This window comes from Homoserinibacter sp. GY 40078, assembly GCF_008017545.1.
Classification (GTDB): domain Bacteria; phylum Actinomycetota; class Actinomycetes; order Actinomycetales; family Microbacteriaceae; genus Homoserinibacter.
Genome location: NZ_VRTZ01000001.1, coordinates 1,272,713 through 1,294,367, shown reverse-complemented (window position 1 = coordinate 1,294,367; position 21,655 = coordinate 1,272,713). Strand labels below are relative to the sequence as shown.

The 21,655-nt window shown below is 70.5% G+C and carries 19 protein-coding genes; 5 read left to right on the top strand and 14 right to left on the bottom strand.

Annotation, left to right across the window (positions count from 1 at the left end; all coding sequences use genetic code 11):
* Positions 1 to 20: 20 nt before the first annotated feature.
* The 12 genes from FVQ89_RS06225 to rsmI form a co-directional block, all read right to left on the bottom strand.
* Positions 21 to 1,073 (bottom strand): hypothetical protein, encoded by a 1,053-nt coding sequence (locus FVQ89_RS06225; RefSeq protein WP_147900987.1) that lies wholly within the window; start codon positions 1,071 to 1,073, stop codon positions 21 to 23.
* Between the two features lie 26 nt (positions 1,074 to 1,099).
* Complete coding sequence (locus FVQ89_RS06220) at positions 1,100 to 2,185, bottom strand: hypothetical protein (protein ID WP_147900986.1); 1,086 nt, start codon at positions 2,183 to 2,185, stop codon at positions 1,100 to 1,102.
* Positions 2,186 to 2,255: 70 nt separating this feature from the next.
* Positions 2,256 to 4,763: a hypothetical protein gene (locus FVQ89_RS06215; protein ID WP_147900985.1), complete on the bottom strand. Its 2,508-nt coding sequence runs from the start codon at positions 4,761 to 4,763 to the stop codon at positions 2,256 to 2,258.
* 113 nt (positions 4,764 to 4,876) lie between these two features.
* Entirely contained in the window at positions 4,877 to 6,487 is a 1,611-nt protein-coding gene (gene pstS, locus FVQ89_RS06210; RefSeq protein WP_222706043.1) for a phosphate ABC transporter substrate-binding protein PstS, read from the bottom strand.
* The gene (gene pstA / locus FVQ89_RS06205) at positions 6,484 to 7,707 is read right to left on the bottom strand and encodes a phosphate ABC transporter permease PstA (RefSeq protein ID WP_147900984.1); all 1,224 of its coding nucleotides are present in this window, start codon (positions 7,705 to 7,707) and stop codon (positions 6,484 to 6,486) included. Before pstA ends, pstS begins: the two co-directional genes overlap by 4 nt.
* A 1-nt stretch (position 7,708) precedes the next feature.
* Positions 7,709 to 8,740, bottom strand: a complete 1,032-nt coding sequence (pstC, locus tag FVQ89_RS06200; protein ID WP_255513455.1) for a phosphate ABC transporter permease subunit PstC — start codon at positions 8,738 to 8,740, stop codon at positions 7,709 to 7,711.
* Positions 8,737 to 9,201: a hypothetical protein gene (locus FVQ89_RS06195; protein WP_147900983.1), complete on the bottom strand. Its 465-nt coding sequence runs from the start codon at positions 9,199 to 9,201 to the stop codon at positions 8,737 to 8,739. Before FVQ89_RS06195 ends, pstC begins: the two co-directional genes overlap by 4 nt.
* A 164-nt stretch (positions 9,202 to 9,365) precedes the next feature.
* Positions 9,366 to 10,292, bottom strand: a complete 927-nt coding sequence (locus FVQ89_RS06190; RefSeq protein ID WP_147900982.1) for a 4-(cytidine 5'-diphospho)-2-C-methyl-D-erythritol kinase — start codon at positions 10,290 to 10,292, stop codon at positions 9,366 to 9,368.
* 9 nt (positions 10,293 to 10,301) lie between these two features.
* A complete protein-coding gene (gene rsmA, locus FVQ89_RS06185; protein WP_147900981.1) occupies positions 10,302 to 11,183 on the bottom strand; it encodes a 16S rRNA (adenine(1518)-N(6)/adenine(1519)-N(6))-dimethyltransferase RsmA in 882 nt (293 codons plus the stop codon).
* Positions 11,180 to 12,148, bottom strand: coding sequence for a TatD family hydrolase (locus FVQ89_RS06180; RefSeq protein ID WP_147900980.1), 969 nt, complete (start codon positions 12,146 to 12,148; stop codon positions 11,180 to 11,182). Before FVQ89_RS06180 ends, rsmA begins: the two co-directional genes overlap by 4 nt.
* Positions 12,145 to 13,740 carry a methionine--tRNA ligase gene (metG, locus tag FVQ89_RS06175; protein WP_147900979.1) on the bottom strand — a complete coding sequence of 532 codons (1,596 nt, stop codon included), beginning with the start codon at positions 13,738 to 13,740 and terminating at the stop codon, positions 12,145 to 12,147. Before metG ends, FVQ89_RS06180 begins: the two co-directional genes overlap by 4 nt.
* 47 nt (positions 13,741 to 13,787) lie before the next feature.
* Positions 13,788 to 14,594 carry a 16S rRNA (cytidine(1402)-2'-O)-methyltransferase gene (gene rsmI, locus FVQ89_RS06170; protein WP_147900978.1) on the bottom strand — a complete coding sequence of 269 codons (807 nt, stop codon included), beginning with the start codon at positions 14,592 to 14,594 and terminating at the stop codon, positions 13,788 to 13,790.
* A 414-nt stretch (positions 14,595 to 15,008) separates the two neighbouring features.
* Here rsmI and FVQ89_RS06165 point away from each other — a divergent pair, with 414 nt between their 5' ends.
* From FVQ89_RS06165 to FVQ89_RS06145, 5 genes are all read left to right on the top strand, one after another.
* Positions 15,009 to 16,670, top strand: coding sequence for a dolichyl-phosphate-mannose--protein mannosyltransferase (locus tag FVQ89_RS06165; RefSeq protein ID WP_147900977.1), 1,662 nt, complete (start codon positions 15,009 to 15,011; stop codon positions 16,668 to 16,670).
* A gap of 90 nt (positions 16,671 to 16,760) precedes the next feature.
* Positions 16,761 to 17,858 (top strand): alanine racemase, encoded by a 1,098-nt coding sequence (gene alr / locus FVQ89_RS06160; RefSeq protein WP_147900976.1) that lies wholly within the window; start codon positions 16,761 to 16,763, stop codon positions 17,856 to 17,858.
* A complete protein-coding gene (locus FVQ89_RS06155) occupies positions 17,855 to 18,907 on the top strand; it encodes a D-alanine--D-alanine ligase (protein ID WP_255513454.1) in 1,053 nt (350 codons plus the stop codon). Before alr ends, FVQ89_RS06155 begins: the two co-directional genes overlap by 4 nt.
* Before the next feature lie 4 nt (positions 18,908 to 18,911).
* Positions 18,912 to 20,249, top strand: coding sequence for an O-acetylhomoserine aminocarboxypropyltransferase/cysteine synthase family protein (locus tag FVQ89_RS06150; protein ID WP_147900974.1), 1,338 nt, complete (start codon positions 18,912 to 18,914; stop codon positions 20,247 to 20,249).
* Between the two features lie 5 nt (positions 20,250 to 20,254).
* Positions 20,255 to 20,839: a CoA-binding protein gene (locus FVQ89_RS06145; RefSeq protein ID WP_147900973.1), complete on the top strand. Its 585-nt coding sequence runs from the start codon at positions 20,255 to 20,257 to the stop codon at positions 20,837 to 20,839.
* Between the two features lie 26 nt (positions 20,840 to 20,865).
* Here FVQ89_RS06145 and FVQ89_RS06140 read toward each other — a convergent pair whose 3' ends face one another.
* Positions 20,866 to 21,081, bottom strand: coding sequence for a helix-turn-helix transcriptional regulator (locus FVQ89_RS06140; protein WP_147900972.1), 216 nt, complete (start codon positions 21,079 to 21,081; stop codon positions 20,866 to 20,868).
* A complete protein-coding gene (locus FVQ89_RS06135; protein ID WP_147900971.1) occupies positions 21,074 to 21,547 on the bottom strand; it encodes a hypothetical protein in 474 nt (157 codons plus the stop codon). The genes FVQ89_RS06140 and FVQ89_RS06135 overlap by 8 nt, the downstream gene beginning before the upstream one ends.
* Between the last annotated feature and the right edge of the window lie 108 nt (positions 21,548 to 21,655).

Sequence of the window (21,655 nt, the reverse complement as noted above, 5' to 3'; positions counted from 1 at the left end):
GCCCACCCGTGTGGGGATTCCTACTTCGAGATGAGCGTGAGCGTCAGCGTCGAGGTGTAGGTGCCGGCGGGCTTGCCGACCGGGGCGACGAAGGTCAGGTCGCCGCCCAGGACGCTGTCGCCGACGGTCGCGCTGGCGTCCGCCTCCGCGTAGGTCGACGGGTAGACCGCCGACCCGGCGAGCTGCTCCGCGCCGGCCGCGACGCCGGACGGACCGGACGCCTTGGTCGGCTTGATGCCGAGCTGCGACTTGGCGATCGTGTCGGTCCCGTTGGTGAAGTCGGTCACCGTCGAGGTGAGCGTCCAGCCCGGGTGCGACACGATGCGCGCGTCGTGGATGGTGATCGCCGGGAGCGTGCCGGTCGACACCGAGATGCCGTCGACGAGCTCCGGGTCGCCGATCGTGGCGGCGTTCGCGGCGACGGCGAGCGTGAGCCCGGCGTCCTCTGCAGCGAGCGTCTCGGCCGAGAGCGCGATGTCCTCGGTCTGGCAGGACTCCGGGTCGGTGACGCAGGGGTCCTCCGGGTCGGTGCTCGTGGTCTGGTCGTCGAAGGTCCAGTTGCCCGCGCCGCCCGACTGCACCGAGATGTGCACGAACTTCACGCCGGCATCAGCGATCGTGACGCCGTTGTTCTTCGTGAACGCGAACCCGAGGCTGTAGTCGCCTCCGGCCTTCACTCCCGCGTAGTTGCCCACGAGGAAGCCGTCGAGCGTCAGGTTCGGCGCCACGATGTTGCCGTCGATGAGCGGCGTGCTGTAGGTGGTCACCCAGCCGGAGATGTTGTTCTCCTGGCCGCGGGTCGCCACGAACATGGTCGCTCCGGTCGCATCCGACGACCCGACGAACGGGGTCGGAAGGTCGTCGACCGACGGGCCGGGCGAGGCGACGACGTTCGTCGTCCACTGCATCACGGTGCCGTCGGCGAAGATGCTGCCGTCCGAGCCGTTGAGCAGGTAGAACTGCGGCGGGGTGTCCGCGGCCTGAGCCGCGGTGGCAGACAGGCCGGCGAACCCGGCGATGACTGCCACGCTGGCGGCGATCGCCGCCAGCCCGGTCTTACGTGTGATCTTCATGTCGATCTCCTGAAAGCGGTGGTGGGTCAGAGCGTGTTGAAGGCGCGCTGCGGGACCGTGGTCGACGGCGCGAGGAAGCCGTACTTCGACTTCACCGCGCCGGGCGTGGTGAAGAGCGAGCCGAAGTTGATGAGGCTGTTCCCCGAGGTGCTGACGAGAGCGGCGAGCTTCGCGTCGTACTTCGGGTCGGACGAGTTGATGCGTGCGTACTCGACCACCAGGTAGGTGTCGCGACCGAAGGTCGAGTTCGCGTAGTAGCCGCTGCTCGGGACGAGGCTCGAGCCGCTGCCGGTGTAGGGCACCTGACCCGAGACGGCGCTACCGAGGGCGACGCCGGAGGTCGTGGTGGTGTTCGACGGGGTGGCGCCGTTGGCCTGCGCGACCCAGCTGGCGACCGAGAACGGGATGATCTCGCCCGTGCCGAGCACGCTCGCGTCGTTCTCCGGGAGGGTCGACGCGGCCGCATTCGTGCACGAGCCCGGCGTGCTGACGCCGATCGCGCTCAGGAAGAACGAACGCGTTCCCGAACCGTTCTGCGGCAGACGCGGGGTCACCGCGACACCGTCGATGGTGGTGAGGGTGCACTCGTAGACCTGCTTGAGCGTCGCCGCGTCGAGCGTGGCCCACGCGCTCGTGCCGCCCTTGTACGCGAACGACACGGCGTCGCGAGCGTAGGGGATGTACGAGAGCAGACCGGTGGAGGAGGCGTTCGCGCCGGGACCGCTCGAGGAGCGGGCGATGTCGACCTGGCCAGTGATGGTCTTCGCCGGGGTGCCGTAGGAGGCGCCGGTGATCGATGCGCGAAGCGCCGTCACACCCGCACCGGATCCGGCGGGACGCTGGAAGTAGGGTCCACCGGTCTTGGTCTGGATGAGCGCGGAGCCGAACGCGTCGAACGAACCGAGCGTGGTGTTGGCCGAGGTGACGCGCACGGTGGTCCCCGTGATCGAGGTGCCGTTGATGAGCGCGTTGGTGGAGTCCTGCAGGGTGTCCGAGCCGACCAGCACGTAGCTGTTCGAGACGGGCTCTGCTGCAGCGGGGAAGGCGATCGCCGCACCGGAGATCGCAACACCGAGGGCCGCGCCGAGGGCGACGACCTTCTTGGTCTTCACGAGAGTGGTTTCCTTTCGATGGTGACTGCACGACGGAGCGCGATCGCGACCCGTTTCCTACGACCCGGGTTCACCGGGGGCTCCAGGGCAGGACGCGCCTGCGGCTGACGAGGGGCGTGGCGATCGCGGCCGCGACACCCGAGAGGAGGCTGAGGGGGACGGTCGCGGAGAGTCCGCCGACCTCGGGGTCATCGGGCGTCGGGTCGCCCGTCAACGCCCCAGCGGGCTCCCCCGACGCATCCGGGTTGTTGTCGACGGGCGGCTCCTCGACGGTGCTGCCGCCGGGCAGCGGATCGGTCGCGCCGTCGCCGTCGCCGCTGCTCGCGGGCGGCGGTGTGTCGTCCACCCCCGCCTCGATGACCGCCGCGCTGGCCGTGGCCTGGGCGCGCCAACTCTTCGGCAGCGGGGCGTATCCGGCGGGAAGCTGCCCGTCGCTCGTGCCCGGAGTCTGCCCGGATCCGGAGGCGAACCGGATGAACGCGGCGTAGTCGGCACGCAGCTCGTCGTCCTCGAGCGCGGGTCGCGCGGCCGCGTACACCGGCATCGTCAACGGGTACGCCGACGGCGCCTGACGCGCCTTCTCGGACGACGCGTCGTACCCCAGCACCTGGATCTGGTCCGGGTCGGCGGTCATCGCCGCCGCCGCCGCGAGCATCGAGGTCGTGTCGGGGCCGACGAACTCGCCTGCCGGGTTGCGCAGCTCGGCCGTGTACACCTGGTACCGGGCGGCGGATGCGGTGTCGGTGAGCCCGAGCACCCGCTGCAGTCCCGGCAACGAGCGCGCGGTCTTGCCGTACTTCGGAGGAACGCTGATCGGATCCCAGGCCCCGAGCAGCTGGCCGTCTCCACGCAGCGTCAGGTAGGCGCTCGAGTCGAAGTCGTTGACGTAGGGGCGCCAGGTGACGATGTTGATGGGCCCTGCCTGCGTCGTCTCGGCCTGCTCGGTCGGGTCGGCCTTGGGGAAGTCCTCCCGCGGGAGGGTGAGCTCCGCACCCGAGGGGTTGTCCTTCGCCGTGGTGGAGTAGTACGGGTTGACCCGCATCCCCCACGGATCCGGCGTCCCCGCGAGGAACGCCTTGGCGTCGCCGTCCGCGAGCAGGTAGCTCCACAGAGCCCACGCCGCATCCGATCGCCCCTGGGGCACGAGCAGGTCGGCGAGCGACGGCGCGACGAGCGCCTGGTACGCCCACTCCTCGTCGTTGATCTCGAGGAACTCCGGATCGTAGGTGAGGGTCCGCGGGTTGGAGACGGTGCCCCCGGCGCCGTCGGAGTGGGTGAGGTGCGACTTGTCGGCGTCGGTCGGGAGCGAGTCCGTGTAGGAGTTCGTGAGCAGCTTCGCGACGAGGCGCGGGGTCAGCTTGATGGAGGTCATCGGCAGGCGTGCGCGATCGCGGTACTCCTGCGGGGTCTCTCCGCCCGCCCGGGGTTCGCGGTCGATCGCGAACGAGATCGTCAGCCCGGTGAGGGCGATCGGCGCGTACTGGAGCTGGTCCTCCCCCTCGGTCTTCAGGGCACGCGAGGTGAGCGCGAGGGGTGCGGATTCCATCCCGTTCGCCGCGAGCAGGGCGTCCGACTCCGTCCCCGACAGGGCCGAGTAGACGGCACCGCCCTCGCTCATGCACAGCGACGGCTGCCACGACGAGATCGCCACCGAGACGAGCTCGCTGCCGGCGAGCTGCCGCTCCGCGGCCCCGACGGGGCACCGATCGCCGAGCGGCTTGAACTGCAGCTTCACACCGATCGCGTGCTGCCAGGAGTCCCAGAACAGGCCCGACTGGGTGATGCTCGGTGTGCCGTTGTCGCTCACGCCGCGGGGGATCACCACGAGCCAGCACGATCGTCCGGGCGCCGTGGGGTCGGAGCTCACGGGGGTGCCGCATCCGAGGCCGGGTGCCTGCATCGCGGTCTGCACCTCGAACGTGGTGGTACCGCTGCCGTCGTTGCCGGAGCCCGCCCACGCGACCTCGTTGGTGGTCAGCCGGGTGAAGAACTCGTTCGTGTTGACGTCGATCGCCACCTGCTTGTGGTCGACCACCGAGGCGACCGTCTCGCCGGTGACGGAGCGGAACGGGATCGAGGTGTAGGTGGGGTTCGCGAGACCGTCGCCGGGCGCCGTGTACTGCTCGTCCTCGGGGGCGACCCAGGAGTCCTCACGGAAGTTGTCGCGCGTCGTGCCGGCGGAGTTCGTTCCGCCGAACTGGCACGTGGTGCGGTCGGGGCGCGAGGGGTCGTCGGGGTCGTCGCCCCAGCACTGGGCGAACTGGAGGAAGTCCTCGCCACCGGTCTGCTGGCTCGGCACCGTCGACTTGCTGCCGCCGGTCCAGCTGATCCGGATGCCCTGTGCGACGAGATCCTGCGTCTGCGACACGGTGACCCGCAGGTCCGGGAAGGGCGCGGTATCGACGTTCGGGTCGAGATCGGCCGCGCTGATGGTCACCGCCGAACCGTCAGCCGCCGCCGCACCGGGCGCAGGCACCACGACGCCGACGAGCGTCAGGACGCCGAAGACGAGCGCCCCCACGGCGATGCCGGAAAGACCGGATCGGATCGTCGTCGATCGCCAGGCGGTGGTGGTCACGTGGGCTCCAGGAGGATTCGCGTCACTCGGGTGTGCGCGACGGTCGTCACGCTAAGGACGGCCGGTTGAGGGTGGATGAACGATGCGGGAACGCACGCTCCCGGCGGTGTGTCCTACCGCTCTCCGCTGCCGCGCGAGGCGCGGAGCCGCCGAGAGAGGAAGGGCGGGAGCACGATGAGCGCGACGAGCAGGACTCCGGCGGCGAGCATCATCCACTGCGCGGGACCCATCCCGGGATCCGGCAGCGAGTAGGTCTGGGAGACCGCGCCGCTCGCGACGACTCCCCCGCCGCCGTCGGTGCCCGAACCCGTGTCGGTTCCGCCGCCGTCACCCGAGCCGTCATCGCTCCCGGTGCCTGCGTCCGTCCCCCCGTCGCCTCCGGTCGAACCGCCCGAGGACCCTCCGGACGAACCACCGGACGAGCCGCCGGACGACCCTCCCGCACCGCCCGTGGCGGTGGTGCACTGTGTGGCGCCCTTCTTGTCGCACTCGGGTGGATACGGCGCGGATGCGGCCAGTTGGTTCTTCGAGGGCGAGTCGCCCGCCTTGAAGGTCGGGTTGTTGCACTTGGCGGTGTCGATGCCCGTACTGCCGGCACCCGGGATCCGCTTGATCTGGTCGGATCCGGCCATGACGAGGTTCATGGGCAGCGGCGAGTATCCGAGCACCGCCGCCTGCTGCTGCCCCTCGCACAGCATGTACCGCGTGAAGGCGCCGAGGGTGTTGCCCTTCTTCGTGGTGAAGATGCCCCCGACCTCCGTCGGCACGATCATGTACGAGTAGCTCGAGAGCGGGTAGGTGCGCTTGTCGGTGCTCGAGTACACCCCGTCGAGGATCTGCGTGAGGTAGTCGGCGGACCCCTCGTTGGTGTTGATGCGGGCCTTCATGAGTGCCACCGCGACCGCTTCGGCCGTCGGCTCGACGTAGTACCCCGAGGCGTTGAGCACCTTCGCGACCGGGAACCCGGACTTCAGCGCGTAGGAGTACTCGACGTAGGTGATCGCGCCCTCGCCGTAGTTCTGCGACACGTATCCCGCAACGCCGAGCGAGCCGTTCTGCGCCTTCGCACCGCTGAACACGGGGTACTGCGAGGTCAGCCCGCAGGGGGTCGATCTGCCGACCTTCGTGCAGAAGGCGTTCCAGATCGACGACTGCTGCTTCGACATCCACAGCGTGAACTGCGCGGTCGACCCGGAACCGTCGGAGCGCACGACGGGGGTGATCTTCTTGTCGGGAAGCGCCAGCAGGGGGTTGTCGACCTTGATGGCCGGGTCGTTCCACTTCGTGATCACGCCCGTGAAGATCTTTGCGATGACCGGCCCCGACAGGCGCAGGTTGGTGACTCGCTTGCCGCCGATCCGCAGGTTGTACATGAACGCGGTACCGCCCGCCACGATCGGCATGTACGCGTAGCCCGTCTTGGGCTTCTCGGGCGCGGAGCCGTCCTCCGGCTTCGACTGGAACGGGATCTCGCTCACGGCGAAGTCGACCGTGCCCGCGATGAAGTCGCGCCGCCCCGCGGACGAACCGACACCCGAGTAGTTGACCGTCATGCCGTAGTTGGACGCCACGTTCTTGCGCCACTGGTCGAGCGCGTTCTGCGACCAGGTGGAGCCCGTGCCGGTGATGGGCAAGTAGCTGGCGGCGGTCGCGGCCGACTCGGAGCCCGCGGTGGCGCAGACGATCAGCACCGCCACGAGGGCGGCGCGGAGGAGGCGGATCACGGGTTCTCCTTGGGGGCGGATGCGGGAGCGGGGGCGAGGGGCGCCTCGCGACGCGAGATGCGCATCGCGTCGCGCAGGGATGCGGCATGGCTGCGGCGCTGCTGCCCGGCCGAGAGCTGCCCGGGCGGGCGGCCTCCGATGACCCGCGCGAGCACGAACAGTGCGAGCACGAGGATCAGGAGCACCGCGGCCGTGCCGAACCCGCGGGCGATCATGGTCGGCTCGGGCGAGCGGACGAAGTCGAACACCTGCAGCGGCAGCGAGATCATCGGACCCTGGAACGGGTTGAAGGTAAGAACGGCGGTGACGCCCGAGGTGAGCAGCACGGGCGAGGTCTCGCCGATCCCGCGCGCGGTGCCGAGGATCACGGCCGTCACGAGACCCGAGCGCGCCGTCGGCAGCACCACCCCCCACACCGTGCGCCAGCGCCCCGCGCCGAGCGCGTAGGAGGCCTCGCGCAAGTTGCCGGGAACGAGGCGCAGCACGACATCGGACGCGCGCACGACGATCGGGAGCATCATGACCGTGATGGCGAGCGCGGCCGCGAATCCCGAGCGCTGGTGCGTGATCAGCTGGATGACGGCGGCGTAGACGAAGAGACCCGCGACGATCGACGGGAGCGCCGTCATCGCGTCGACGATCGTGCGGACGAAGCGGGCGAAGCGCCCCCCGACCTCGTTGAGGAACACCGCGGTGGCGATCCCGAGCGGGATCGTGATCGCGAGCGCGATCGAGATCTGGATGAGCGTGCCGACGATCGCGTGGATGATGCCGCCCTCGGTGAGCGGGTCGAGCGGGCCCGCGAACTCCATCGACTGCGTGAAGAAGTTGAGGTGCCAGAACGCCTCGCGCCCCCGCAGGAGTGCGAACAGCACCACGAAGACGAGGGCGCCGAAGAGCAGCGTGCCCGCCGAGACGAGCAGCACGGTCGCGACGCGGTCGGCGATCGCCTGCCGGTCGCCGAGGAACGAGGTCAGCAGCACGTAGAAGCCGATGAAAAGCAGGTACGACACCACGACCCACCCGACGACTCCGGTGAGCGGTGCGAGCCAGCCGAACAACAGCGACGAGGTGGCGAGTGCGGCGGCCGCCGCCCCCAGCAGGTCGAACCGTTCGGCGAACGTCGCCCGACGCAGGATGCGCCGCTCGCCGATCTCGCCCTCGGGCAGCGGCGTGCGGGTGCGGCCGCGCGAGGTGGTGTGCACGAGGGTCTCGGTCATGTCATCCCTCCGACTGGGCGCCAGAGCGCGACCGGGCGACGATCGACGACGCCGTGAAGTTGATGACGAGCGTCAGCAGGAACAGCACGAGCCCCGCCGCCATGAGCGCCGACAGCGCGAAGTCGCTCGCCTCGCCGTAGCGCAGGGCGATGAGCGCCGAGACCGAGTTGGAGCCCGACTTCAGCACCTCCCAGTTGATGCTGAACACGGGCGAGATGATCATGTAGACCGCGATCGTCTCGCCGAGCGCCCGGCCGAGGCCGAGCATCGTGCCGCCGATCGCGCCACCGCGTCCGAACGGCAGCACGACCGTGCGGATCATGCCCCAGCGGGTCGCGCCGAGCGCGAGCGCACCCTCCCGCTCCCCCACGGGCGCCTGCGAGAAGGCTTCGCGCATGACGGAGGTCATGGTCGGAACGATCATGAGTCCCACCACGATCCCCGCGATGAAGGCGGAGGACGTGAAGGCGGAGTCGTCGGTGAGCGTCGCCCCGCTGTCGTCCGAGACCCGGAAGATCGGGATCCAGTCGAAGTAGGTGGAGATCCACCGCGCCACGGGGATCACGTTGTCCTGCAGGAAGAACACGCCCCACAGGCCGAAGACGATCGAGGGCACCGCCGCCATGAGGTCGACGAGTGAGACGAGGATGCCGCGGAGGCGGCCGCGCACGACCTCCGACAGCAGCAGCGCGGTGCCGAGGGCCAACGGGAAGGCGGTCACGAGGGCGACGACGCCGATCGAGACGGTGCCGAAGAGCACGGCTCCCACCCCGAAGCGGCCGGTCTCGGGCGACCACTGCTGTTCGGTGAGGAATCCGGGGCCGGCGACACGGAGCGCATCGGCCGAGCGGAGTGCCAGGAACAGCCCGACGGCGAGCATGATCGCGACGGTGATGCCGCCCGCCGCGAACGCCGTGCGGCGGAACACCGCGTCGGCGAGCGACGCCCGCGGACGCAGGGTGCGCCGCTCGGGCACGCCGTCATCCTGCTGGGTGTCGGCGGGGCGCACGGTGCCCCGCACGTCGATCGTCACGCGCGCGCCCCGCCGTCGGCGACGAGCTCCTCGCCGCCCCGCGGGGCCGCCGCGAGCACGTCCAGCGCCTCGCGCGTCGAGCGCAGCGACTCCCGGCGATCGCGCTCCATCGTGTACCAGCGGGCGCTCGTCATCATCGCGCGCGATCCGTCGTACAGCACCCAGCCGTAGCCGCGGCTGGATTCGAGCCGCGCCATCCGCGCGACGAGCCGGTCACGGGCCTCGAGCGCGGCCTCGACGTCGGCCCAGCCCTCGTCGACCGTCGCGAACGCGGAGGCGCTCCGCGCGAGCACCCGGTGGTTGCCCGCGACCAGATGCCACAGGTGGACCGCATGGGTCGGTGTCGCGGCCGGGTCCGCGGGGATGCCCGTCAAGCGTGAGATGTGGTGGATCCAGGAGGACATCCGCACCGGATCCGACGGATCGATGCGCACGAACTGGAACCGGGCACCGGTCGACATCGGTTGGCTGCCTCGGAGTACTCGGGAAAAACTCCGCCACAGCGGCTGAGCGATGCGATTCAAGGACCGCCGTCTGAACCGCGCCCCCTCGCCGGATGCACGGCCACCCTCGTCCGGGTGAACAGCCGGTGCGCGCCTCCCGAGGAAGCGGTTGGCGAGAAGGGCTAGACGATCCGAGCGCCGTGAACCGGGCCGGTGGCCCGCACCACGTTCAGCCGCGCGGCCGAGAGCGCGACCTGCAGCTCGAGCGCCGAGTCGACATCCGCCGCGAGGAACGCGACGGTCGGCCCGGAGCCGGAGACGATGCCGGCGAGCGCGCCGCTCTGCTCGCCGAGCTCGAGCACATCCGAAAGTGAGGGCTCGAGGTGCAGCGCCGCCGCCTGCAGGTCGTTGTGCATGGCGTCGGCGAGCATGTGCGGATCGCCCGCGCGCAGCGCCTGCAGCACGTTCGCCTCGACGGTCGGACGCGGATCGGCGGGGAAGATGTCCTGCGCGTGACGCGCGCGGTGCTCGTCGAGCTCGGCATACACAGCAGGCGTCGAGAGGCCGAAGTCGGCGAGCGCGAGCACCCAGTGGAAGGTGCCCTGGGCGAGTGCGGGCGAGAGTTCATCTCCACGGCCCGTGCCGATCGCGGTGCCACCCGTGAAGGCGAAGGGCACGTCGGCGCCGAGCTCGCGCGCGAGCTCCAGGAGTTCCTCCCGCGGCAGGTCGGTGCTCCACAGCGCGTCGCACGCGAGAAGCGTGGCCGCGGCATCCGCGGATCCTCCGCCCATACCGCCCGTCACGGGCACGTGCTTCTCGATCTCGATGTGCGCGCCGCCCCGGTAGCCGGTGCGCGCCGCGAGCAGCCGCGCCGCGCGGATCGCGATGTTCGCGCCGTCGCGCGGCACCCGCGAGAGCTCGACCGAGCCGCTGACCTCCACCTGGAAGTCGGACGCCTCGCGCACGCGCACTTCTTCGTAGAGAGAGACCGCCTGATAGGCGATGGCGACATCGTGGTAGCCGGTGTCGTCGATGGCGCCCACCTTGAGGAAGACGTTGATCTTCCCGGGCGCCCGCACATGCACGGTGTCGGGCCCGGTGCTGGTCATTGCTCCACCCTAAGGGAGGTGGAACGCCTGGTCCGCCCCCTCCTCGGGACCCGCCGACGCGGCCTGCGCACGAGCGATCTTCAGAAAATCGCCGACGGTCAGCTGCTCGCCGCGGGCGGTCGGATCGACCCCCGCGCGCTCCACCAGCGCGCTCGCCGCGGCGGACGTTCCGAGCGCGTCCGAGAGCGCCTGACGGAGCATCTTGCGGCGCTGCCCGAAGGCCGCGTCGATGAGCGCGAACGTCGCTCGACGCTCATCCTCGTCACCGGGCAGCTCACCACGGCGGAACCCGACGAGCACCGAATCGACGTTCGGCACGGGCCAGAACACCTGACGGCTGATCGTGCCGGCCAGCGACCAGCTGCCGTACCAGGCCGCCTTCGCGCTCGGCGATCCGTAGACCCGGGATCCGGGCGCCGCCGCCAGCCGATGGCCGACCTCCGCCTGCACCATCACGAGCGCGCTCTCGAGCGAGGGAACGGTCTCGAGCAGGTGCAGCAGCACCGGCACCGACACGTTGTAGGGCAGGTTCGCCACGAGCGCGGTCGGCTCGCCCGGAACGGACTCCACCCGCAGCGCATCGGCCGGGATCACCTCGAGCGACGCCCCCGGCTGCATCGTCTCGACCGTGTGCGGAAGCTGCTCGGCGAGGCGGCGGTCGATCTCGATCGCCGTGACACGCGCGCCCGCCTCCAGAAGGCCGAGGGTGAGTGATCCGAGGCCCGGTCCCACCTCGAGCACGTGGTCGCCCGCCGCGACGCCCGAGGTCCGCACGATCTTGCGGACCGTGTTCCCGTCGACGACGAAGTTCTGGCCGAGCTTCTTGGTCGGCTGCAGGCCGAGAGCGTCGGCGAGATCGCGGATCTCCGCCGGGCCGAGCAATGCGCTCATCCGCGGTCTCGGTCGGCCTCGCCCTGCGCGGCGCGTTCCGCAGCCGCCGCCGGATCGAAGGGACCGCGGGGGGCGTCGACGGGCTCGTCGTCCCAGTGGCCGTACACCAGCTCGGTGTTCGACGAGATCTGCGCCGCGAGCATCGACACGTCGGTGCCGAGATGCGCCGCCATCGCACGCAGCGTGTGCGGGATGAGGTACGGGGCGTTGGGGCGCCCGCGGAACGGCGTAGGCGTGAGGTACGGGGCGTCGGTCTCGACGAGGATGCGCGAGCGCGGGATCACCTCGAGCGCGTCCCGCAGGTTCTGCGCATTGCGGAAGGTGACCGTCCCCGCGAACGAGAGGTACCAGCCCCGCTCGGCGACGAGCTGCGCGAACTCGGCGTCACCGGAGAAGCAGTGGAACACGACCCGCTCCGGCGCGCCGACCCGATCGAGGGTCTCCACGACCTCGCGGTGGGCATCGCGGTCATGGATCTGCAGCGCCAGGTCGTGGCGCCTCGCCATCTCGATGTGCGCCTCGAACGAGCGGAACTGCGCCTCACGCGCGGCGTCGCCCTCGGTGCGGAAGAAGTCGAGACCGGTCTCGCCGATCGCCCGCACCCGCGGACGCTGGGCGAGTTCGTCGATACCCGCGAGATGCTCGTCGAGCAGCCCCTTCTCGACCAGCTCAGGGGCGTCGTTCGGGTGGATCGCGACCGCCGCCAGCACGCGGGGTTCGTGAGCCGCGACCTCCGCACTCCAGCGGGAGGTGGCCAGGTCCGTGCCGACCTGCACGACCCCCCGCACCCCGACCGCAGACGCGCGATCCAGGTGCTCGCGGTAGTGGATCGGCTCGCCGCCGTCCTCCACCTCGAGGTGGGTGTGGTTGTCGTACACCGGGACGACCAGCGCCTCCGGCAGCGGCGGGTATTCCCGGGGCGGCCCCTGCGGGGCCTCCCGTGCGCGGAGGAACGAGTCGGTCACGCGGCTCCCGACTCCGCGGCCTCGTCGATCCGCGGGAACAGCGCATCGAGCGCGCCGAACTGCGACCCTGGCGGCAACTGCCCCCAGGTGCCCGCATCCCGGATGTCGTTACTCGGAAGCGCCCCGAGTCCGGCCTCTGCCCCGAGCGCCGTCCAGAGCTTCGCGGTCGCCTTCGGCATCACGGGGCTGAGCAGTACCGCGAGCGCGCGCAGGCCCTCGGATGCGGTGTAGAGCACGGTGCGCAGCCTCGGTCGCGTGGCGTCATCCTTCGCGAGGACCCACGGCTCCTGCTCGGTGATGTATCCGTTGAGCTCGTCGACGATCGTCCAGATCGCGGCGATCGCCTCGTGGATCGCGAGACGCTCGATCGCCGCATCCGCATCCGCCGCGGCCTTCGCCACGACCGCCTGGATCGCGAGATCGGCCTCGTCGGGGGCGCCCGGCTCGGGGAGCGTGCCGCCCTCGTAGCGGTTGACCATCGCCACGACGCGCGACGCGAGGTTGCCGAACCCGTTCGCGAGCTCCGCCTGGTAGCGCGCCGAGAGGTCCTCCCAGCTGAACGAGCCGTCCTGACCGAAGGTGATCGCCCGGAGGAAGTAGTAGCGGAACGCGTCCGAGCCGAAGGTGTCGGTGATCTGGTTCGGCGCGATGCCCGTGAGCTTCGACTTCGACATCTTCTCGCCGCCGACGAGCAGCCAGCCGTGACCGAACACGCGGTGCGGCACCGGCAGCCCCGCCGCCATGAGCATCGCCGGCCAGATCACCGCGTGGAAGCGGGCGATGTCCTTGCCGACCAGCTGCACCGCGGGCCAGCGGCGGGCGAACTGCTCATCGTCGACGCCGTATCCGATCGCGGTGATGTAGTTGAGCAGCGCCTCGAACCACACGTAGACGACGTGCGTCTCGTCCCACGGGATCTTGATGCCCCAGTCGAAGCTCGACCGCGAGATGGAGAGGTCGGAGAGACCCTGCCGCACGAACTGCACGATCTCGTTGCGCACGCTCTCGGGCTGCACGAAATCGGGGCGGGCGGCGTAGAGCTCGAGGAGCTGCTCCTCGAACTGGCTCATGCGGAAGAAGTAGTTCTTCTCCTTGAGGATCTCGACCGGGCGCGAGTGGATGCGGCACACGAGCTGACCCGCGTAGTCGCCCACCTCGGTGAGCTCCAGGTCGTCGAGCTGCTTGTACTCCTCGCAGCCGACGCAGTAGTACCCCTCGTACTCGCCGGAGTAGATGAAGCCGTCGTCGTAGAGCTTCTGCAGGAAGATCCGCACGGCCGACTCGTGGCGCTCGTCCGTCGTGCGGATGAAGTCGTCGTTGGCGATGTCGATCGTCTCGAGCAGCGGCTTCCACGCCGACTCGACGAGACGGTCGGCCCACTGCTTGGGCTCCACGCCGTTCGCGACAGCGGTGCGCAGGATCTTCTGACCGTGCTCGTCGGTGCCCGTGAGCAACCACGTGTCGTCGCCGCCCTGACGGTGCCAGCGAGCGAGGACATCCGCGGCGACCTCCGTGTAGGCGTGCCCGATGTGCGGCACGTCGTTGACGTAGAAGATCGGGGTCGCGATGAAGAAGCTCTCGCCGGATGGCATGAAGTCGAGTCTAGTTCGGACGCCTCGCGTGTGACGGCTCGTCCGGTTCAGCTCCGCAGCGCCGCCTCGTAGAGCTCGCGGCGAGAGAGCCCCGTGGCCTCGGCGACCTCGGCCGTCGCCTCCTTGAGGCGCATCCCTGATGCCGTGAGCGCTCGCACCTGACCGAGCGCGTCGTCGACGGATGCTGCCACGGGTTCCGCCCCCGCCACGACGATCACGATCTCGCCACGTGCTCCCTCCGCGAAGCGCTCGGCGAGCTCCGAGAGTGTGCCGCGGGCGACCTCCTCGTGGAGCTTCGTCAGCTCGCGACACACGGCTGCGCGACGATCGGGACCGAAGGCCTCGGCGAGGTCGGCGAGCGCCGCCCCGATGCGATGCGGTGACTCGAAGAACACGAGGGTGCGCGGCTCGGCGGCGAGCGGGCGCATCGCCTGCAGCCGCCCCTTGCGCGGTAGGAACCCCTCGAAGCAGAAGCGGTCGGTCGGCAGACCCGACACGGCGAGCGCGGTGAGCACCGCCGAGGGGCCGGGGATCGCGGTGACAGTGACGCCGGCCTCCGCCGCCGCCTGCACGAGCGGGAAGCCGGGGTCCGAGATCGTCGGCATGCCCGCATCCGAGAGCACGAGCACGTCCGCGTCGCGGGCGAGCTCGACGAGTTCGGCGACGCGCGCGACCTCGTTGTGCTCGTGCAGGGCGACGAGGCGCGGACGGTTGCCGATCGCGAGCGCCCGCAGGAGCTGGATGGTCGTGCGGGTGTCTTCGGCGGCGATCACCTCGGCGTTGCCGAGCGCCTCGACGAGCCGACGCGAGGCATCGCCCAGGTTGCCGATCGGCGTGGCCGCGAGGATGATCACCCCCTCATCCTCCCAGCCCCGGGCGCTCGCCACTCCGCCCGGCGCCGCCGCGGGGCCCGCCCGCCCCGCCACACGTCCATACCGGTCCCGAAATGCAGGAGATTCTTCCGATCCGCCCCGGGAACCATTGAGCCGGCGACGACGAGACGGAAGATCTCCTGCATTTCTGACCGAGACGGAGCCGGAAGCGATCAACGCGGAAGGTCGAGGCGGGCTGTCGTCGGGAGCTGTCGCGGTGGTTCAGAAATGCAGGAGATTCGTCGTCGGATCCCGGCGGTCTCCGCTACGTAGAGACGAACGGCGGCGACTCTCCTGCATTTCTGAATCAGGAACCGCCGTGGGGGCGCCTCGCGGCAGGCGGGAGGTCGGGGCGCCCGGATCGGGACGGCCAGGCGCCGCGGTTACGATGCGGGGATGGATGCGCGCGCCGAGGAGTTCGAGCGCGCTGTCCGCGGACCGGACGCCCCGCCGATCGATGAGGATGCCGCGATCGCCCACGCCGCCGAGCGCACCCCGACCCCGACCGGCTCGCGGCTCGACCGGTGGTGGACCCGCACCATGTCGGATCCCCGCGCCCGCCGCGCGTGGGAGTGGGGCGCACCGGCCGTGGTCATGGCAGTCGCGGCGGCGACCCGGCTGATCGCACTCGACCACCCGCACGAGATCGTCTTCGACGAGACGTACTACGTGAAGGACGCCTACACGCTGTGGCACCTGGGCTACGAGTCCCGCTGGCCCGACGGGGCGAACGACTCGTTCGCCGCCGGCGACCCCGATGTCTACCTCACCGACCCGTCGTTCGTCGTCCACCCGCCGCTCGGCAAGTGGATCATCGGCGCCGGGATGGCGATCTTCGGCACCGACAGCGCGTTCGGCTGGCGTATCGGGATCGCGGTGCTCGGCATCCTGCTCGTCGCCCTCACGATGCTCGTCGCAAAGCGCCTGTTCGGATCGACGACGCTCGCGGTGGTCGCAGGGGGCCTCATCGCGATCGACGGCAACGCGATCGTGCTGAGCCGGGTGTCGATCCTCGACACCGGCGTGGCCTTCTTCTCGCTCCTCGGCGCGTACTTCGTGCTGCTCGACCGCAGCTGGGCCAAGCGCCGACTCGCCCCGTGGCTCGAGAAGCGCACCGCCGCCGGCCGACCCACCGACTGGGGGCCCGTGCTCTGGTGGCGGCCGTGGCTGCTCGCCGCCGCCGTGGCCTTCGGATGCGCGATCTCGGTCAAGTGGTCGGGGCTCTACTTCCTCGCGATCTTCGGCATCTACACGGTCGTGTCGGATGCGTTCCTGCGTAAACGCGCGGGCATCGCGTTCTGGGGCACGGGCGCGGTGCTGCGGCAAGGGCCCGTGAGTGCGCTCCTGCTGGTCCCGCTCGCGCTCGCGGTGCACCTCACCACCTGGCTCGGCTGGTTCCTGAGCGACGGCGGCTACTACCGCCACTGGATCGAGCAGCAGGGCGGAACCCCCGCCACCGGCTGGCTCGCCTGGGTGCCGTACGACCTGCAGAACTGGTGGCACTACCAGCTCGCGATCAACGGCTATCACCTCGGCGAGCATTCGCCGCATCCGTATCAGGCGAATCCGCTGACCTGGCTGTTCCTCGTGCGGCCGACGAGCATGTACTACCGCGCCGACGACCAGGGCACCGTTCAGGCCATCCTCGACATCGCCAACCCGATCCTGTGGTGGGGCGCGACGGCGGCGGTCGTGTTCCTGCTGGTGCGCGTGATCCGAGGTCTCATCCGGGGGCGCGCCGTGTGGAGCGACGCGTTCATCCTGGCCGGAATGGCGGCCGGGTACCTGCCGTGGATGCTCTACCTCGGTCGCACGGTGTTCCAGTTCTACACGATCGCGTTCGAGCCCTTCATGGTGCTCGCTCTGACGGCGGCGATCGCCGCAGTCGCGGGCCGTGCGAGCGACCCGACGCCGCGGCGGGTGGCGGGGCTCGCGACGGCGGGCGCCTACCTCGGCCTCGTCGTGCTCGTGTCGGCGTACTTCCTGCCGATGTGGACGGGCATGCCCATCCCCCACTGGTTCGCGTACAGCCACTACTGGCTGCGCTCCTGGATCTAGCCAGGATCATCCGCGCGCCGCGGCGGATCATCCTGCGGGCGGACGAGCGGGCGCGGCGGCGCTCCCTACCGTGAGTTCGGGAGGACCGCCATGACACCACACGCGACCCTGCGGATCGAGAAGGCCGCGATCGAGGCGAACACCCGCACGCTCGTCGGATCGACGCAGGCGGAGGTGATGGCCGTCGTGAAAGCCGACGGATTCGGGCACGGCCTCGCGGCGCTGAGCGCCCTCGAGGCGGGCGCGACCCGGCTCGGTGTCACGAGCATCGAGGAGGCTCTCCCCTTGCGCTGGATGGGCGTCGAGGCACCGATCCTCAGTTGGCTGAACCCGCTCGACGCGGACGCGACGGCGGCGATCCGCAACCGCATCGAGCTCGCGGTGCCGAGCATCGGCCACCTCGGGCGCTACGCCGCCGCCGCGTCGCGGTGCGGCGGAGTCGCGCGGATCCACCTGCACGTCGACACGGGGATGGCCCGCGACGGCGCGGCGGCCGACGAGTGGCGTCCGCTGTGCGACCTCGCCCGCGAGTACGAGGCGCGCGGCCTCGTCGAGGTGGTCGGGATCATGAGTCACCTCGCGCGGGCCGACGAGCCCGGGCATCCGCTCACCGTGCGCCAGCGTCTGCTCTTCGACGCCGCCGTGCGCACCGCCGTCCGCCGGGGGCTGCGCCCGCGGGTGCGGCATCTCGCGGCGACCGCCGCGACGCTCACCGACGCCAGCACGCACTTCGACCTCGTGCGTGTCGGCGCGGGGCTCTACGGCATCGATCCGTCCGGCACCACCACGCTGCGCGGCGCGATGACCCTCTCGTCACGGGTGACGACGGTGCGCGAGGTGCGTGCCGCGACCCCGGTCGGGTACGGCTCCCGCTACCTCACCGACCGGCCCACGCGGCTGGCGCTCGTGCCGCTCGGCTACGCGGACGGCGTGCCGCGCGGGCTCTCGGACGGCGCCTCCGCGTGGGTCCGCGGCCGGCGTGTGCCGATCGCGGGCGCCGTGTCGATGGATCAGCTCGTGATCGACGTGGGCGAGCTGGGCGTCGAGGCGGGTGAGGAGGTCGTGCTGTTCGGGCCGGGCGATGACGGCGAGCCGACCCTGCACGAATGGGCCGGGTGGGCGGGAACGATCGAGCACGAGCTCGTGACCCGCATCGGCTCCCGCGTGCACGTGGAGGAGGCCGCGTGAGCACGGAACCGGGCGCCGTCATCCGGGTGGTCGTGATCGGCGGAGGCGCGTCCAGCGAGCACGAGGTGTCGCTCGCGTCGGCGGCGGCGATCGCGGCCGCCCTCGACCCGGCGCGCTTCGACGTGGTTTCGCTCACGATCCGTACAGACGGATCCTGGGCGGGTGCCGATGGCCGACCGCTTCCCGGCGACCTCGCGGGAGCCGTCGCGATCCTGGAACGCGCGGATGCGGCGATCCCCGCCCTGCACGGCCCGCGCGGCGAAGACGGCACGCTCGCGGCCCTTCTCGACCTCGTGGGCGTGCCCTACGTGGGGTCGGGGGTGGAGGCGGGAGCTGTGGCGATGAGCAAGAGCGTCACGAAGCTCATCGCCGCAGCCGCAGGCGTGGCGAGCACCCCCGGATTCGTCGTCGCCGATGCCTCTGCGCCGATACTCGCCGAGGCCGCACTGCCCGCGATCGTGAAGCCCGACCGCGCGGGCTCGAGCCACGGGGTCGCCGTGGCCCGCACGCGTGCCGAGCTCACCGAGGCGGTGCGTGCGGCGCTCGCACTCGACGAGCGTGTGCTCGTGGAGCGCTTCGTGCGGGGGCGCGAGATCGATGTGGCGGTGATCGAGCATCCGGACGGGCGTCTCGAGGCGCTCCCCCCGCTCGAGATCGTGGTGCCCGAGGGCGCGGTGTTCGACGCCGAATCCAAGTACGAGCGCGAGCCGGACTTCCGGGTGCCCGCCCCGGTCGACGACGCGCTCGGCGGCGCGTTGGAGGCTGCCGCGCTCGCGGTGTTCCGGGCCGTGGGCGCTCGCGGTCTCGCACGGGTCGACTTCTTCGCGACCGGCGATGGCCTGCTCCTCAATGAGATCAACACGTTCCCCGGGTTCACCCGACGCTCGCAGGTGCCCCGGATGGCGGCAGCCGCGGGAATCGACTACCCGACGCTCGTCGAACTGCTGCTCACCACCGCGCTCACCCGCGCCGAGCCGCACCGCGTGCGCCGACGGCTGGGCACGACGACGCAACACACCGCAACACGGGAGTCGGCGCCGGTAGCCTGATCGGATGTCTGAGAGCGACGGCGCGACCGCGCACGCATCCGATCACGCCTGGGGTTTCCGCACCCGCGCGATCCACGCCGGCAACATTCCCGACCCGGTCCACGGTGCCCGCGCACTGCCGATCTACCAGTCGAGCGCGTTCGTGTTCGACGACACCGCGGATGCCGCCGCCCGCTTCGCGCTGCAGAAGTACGGCAACATCTACTCGCGCGTCGCGAACCCGACGGTCGCCTCCTTCGAAGAGCGGGTCGCCTCGCTCGAGGGCGGCCTCGGCGCGGTCGCGACCGCCTCGGGCCTCGGCGCCGAGTTCATCACCTTCGCCTCGCTCGCGGGTGCCGGCGACCACATCGTCGCCGCGTCGAGCCTCTACGGCGGATCCGTCACGCAGCTCGACGTGACCCTGCGCCGCTTCGGCGTCGACACGACCTTCGTCACGGGTACCGACCCGGCGGACTACGCGGCGGCGATCACCGACAAGACGAAGCTGATCTTCGTCGAGTCGATCACGAACCCGTCGGGCGACATCGCCGATCTCGAGGGGCTCGCTGAGGTCGCCCACGCTCACGACATTCCGCTCATCGTCGACTCGACGGTTGCGACCCCGTACCTCAACCGCCCGATCGAGTGGGGCGCCGACGTCGTCATCCACTCGGCCACGAAGTTCCTCGGCGGGCACGGCACGACCCTCGGCGGTGTCGTCGTCGAGTCGGGCCGCTTCCCGTGGGCGAACGAACGCTTCCCGCTCTTCGACCAGGAGGTGCCCCACTACGGCGGCCTCAACTGGCACGGCAACTTCGGCGAGTACGCGTTCCTCACGCGTCTGCGCGCCGAGCAGCTGCGCGACATCGGACCTGTGCTGGCCCCGCACTCCGCGTTCCTGCTCGCCCAGGGCGTCGAGACCCTGCCCTTCCGGATGCAGGCGCACGTCGACGGCGCCCGCGCCGTGGCCGAGTTCCTCGCCGCGGACGACCGCATCGAGTTCGTGAACTGGGCGGGCCTGCCGACGCATCCGCACTACGAGCGCGCCCAGCGCTACTTCCCGAAGGGACCCGGATCGGTGTTCAGCTTCGGTGTGAAGGGTTCGGCGACGCGCGACTCCCGCGCCGTCGGGCAGCGCTTCATCGAGTCGGTGGAGCTCGCGAGCCACCTCGCGAACATCGGCGACGCGAAGACCCTCGTGATCCACCCCGCATCCACCACCCACGCCCAGCTCACCGAGCAGCAGCTGCTCGACGGGGGCGTGCTTCCCGGCCTCGTGCGCATCTCGGTCGGCATCGAGGATCCGGACGACATCCTGTACGACCTCGATCGAGCGCTGAGCATCGCGACAGGAGGAGAATGACCGCCATGTCCGCTGTCGCAGAAGCCCCTGAGCTCGAGACCGTCACGCTGCAGAACGGTCTCTCGTGCTCGATCCCGTCGAGTTCGCCGCTCGCGAAGCTGCTGCGCTCGAAGCGCACCTGGATCGGGCCGAGCGCGCAGGAGCGCCTCGGCATCCTGCGTCGGGCGAAGTCGGTCGCGATCGTGGGGGCGTCGCCGAATCCGGCGCGCTCGTCGTACTTCGTGGCGACCTACCTGCAGCAGTCGAGCGACTACGACCTCTACTTCGTGAACCCGAACGCGACCGAGATCCTCGGCCAGCCGGTCTACAAGTCGCTCGCCGACCTTCCGGTCGTGCCCGACATCGTCGACGTGTTCCGGCGGGCGTCCGACATCCCGCAGGTGATGGAGGATGCGCTCGCGATCGGCGCGAAGACGGTGTGGGTACAGCTCGGTATCTGGAATGAGGAGGCCGCCTACGAGGGCGAGGCGAAGGGCCTCACCGTCGTGATGGACCGCTGCATCAAGGTGGAGCACGCGCGCTTCCACGGCGGGCTGCACCTGATGGGGTTCGACACCGGGCAGATCACGAGCCGGCGCACGCTGCGCTGAGCCCCGGTGCTCCGTCGTTCGGACGCTCAGTCGTCCGGGTAGCGGAACACCTCGTCGAGGCGGGTGTCGAGCGCCCGCGCGATGAGGAACGCCATCTCGAGTGACGGCGAGTACCGCCCCTGCTCGATGGCGATGATCGTCTGCCGCGTCGCGCCCACGGTGCGTGCGAGATCGGCTTGCGTGATGCCGCGCTCGCTGCGGATCGCGCGGATGTCGTTCGTGACACGGGTGGCCTTAGCCACGGAGCACTCCGCGGTAGGCGCCCACCTGGGCGATCGCTCCCGCGGTGGCGCCGATCGCGCCGATGAGGAACGCGGCGTTGCCGATCCAGAACACGTCGACCTCGATCATGGCCAGCACGAGCACGGCCAGCAGGCCCGCCGCCGAGATGCCCAGGGCGACCCTGCCGCCCAGGCGGTCGATGCCGCGGTCGCGTTCGTCGGTACCCGTCTCGAGCTCTTGGTGCCGGAGCCCCGCGCCGATCCCGGCGACGATCGTCACGAGGATCGTCACCACGATGGTGCCGACGAAGTTGATGCCCATCGACCACAGCATCGGCACCTGCCAGCCGATCTCGCCGACCGCGGTGCCGGCCAGCTGCGGCACGACCACCACGAGGTATCCGGCCACGGTAACCGGGGTGAGGACCAGCGCGATCCATGCGGCTCGCTCGCTGGTGTTCATCGGGATGCGCTCGTCGATCTCCATGCGATGACGGTAGGGGCGACCGATGGGAATGTCAAGAATCTTTGACATTCTTGCGTCGCGCTCCTATCGTCTCGGTGTCAAGAAAGTTTTACACCGATTCGATAGGAG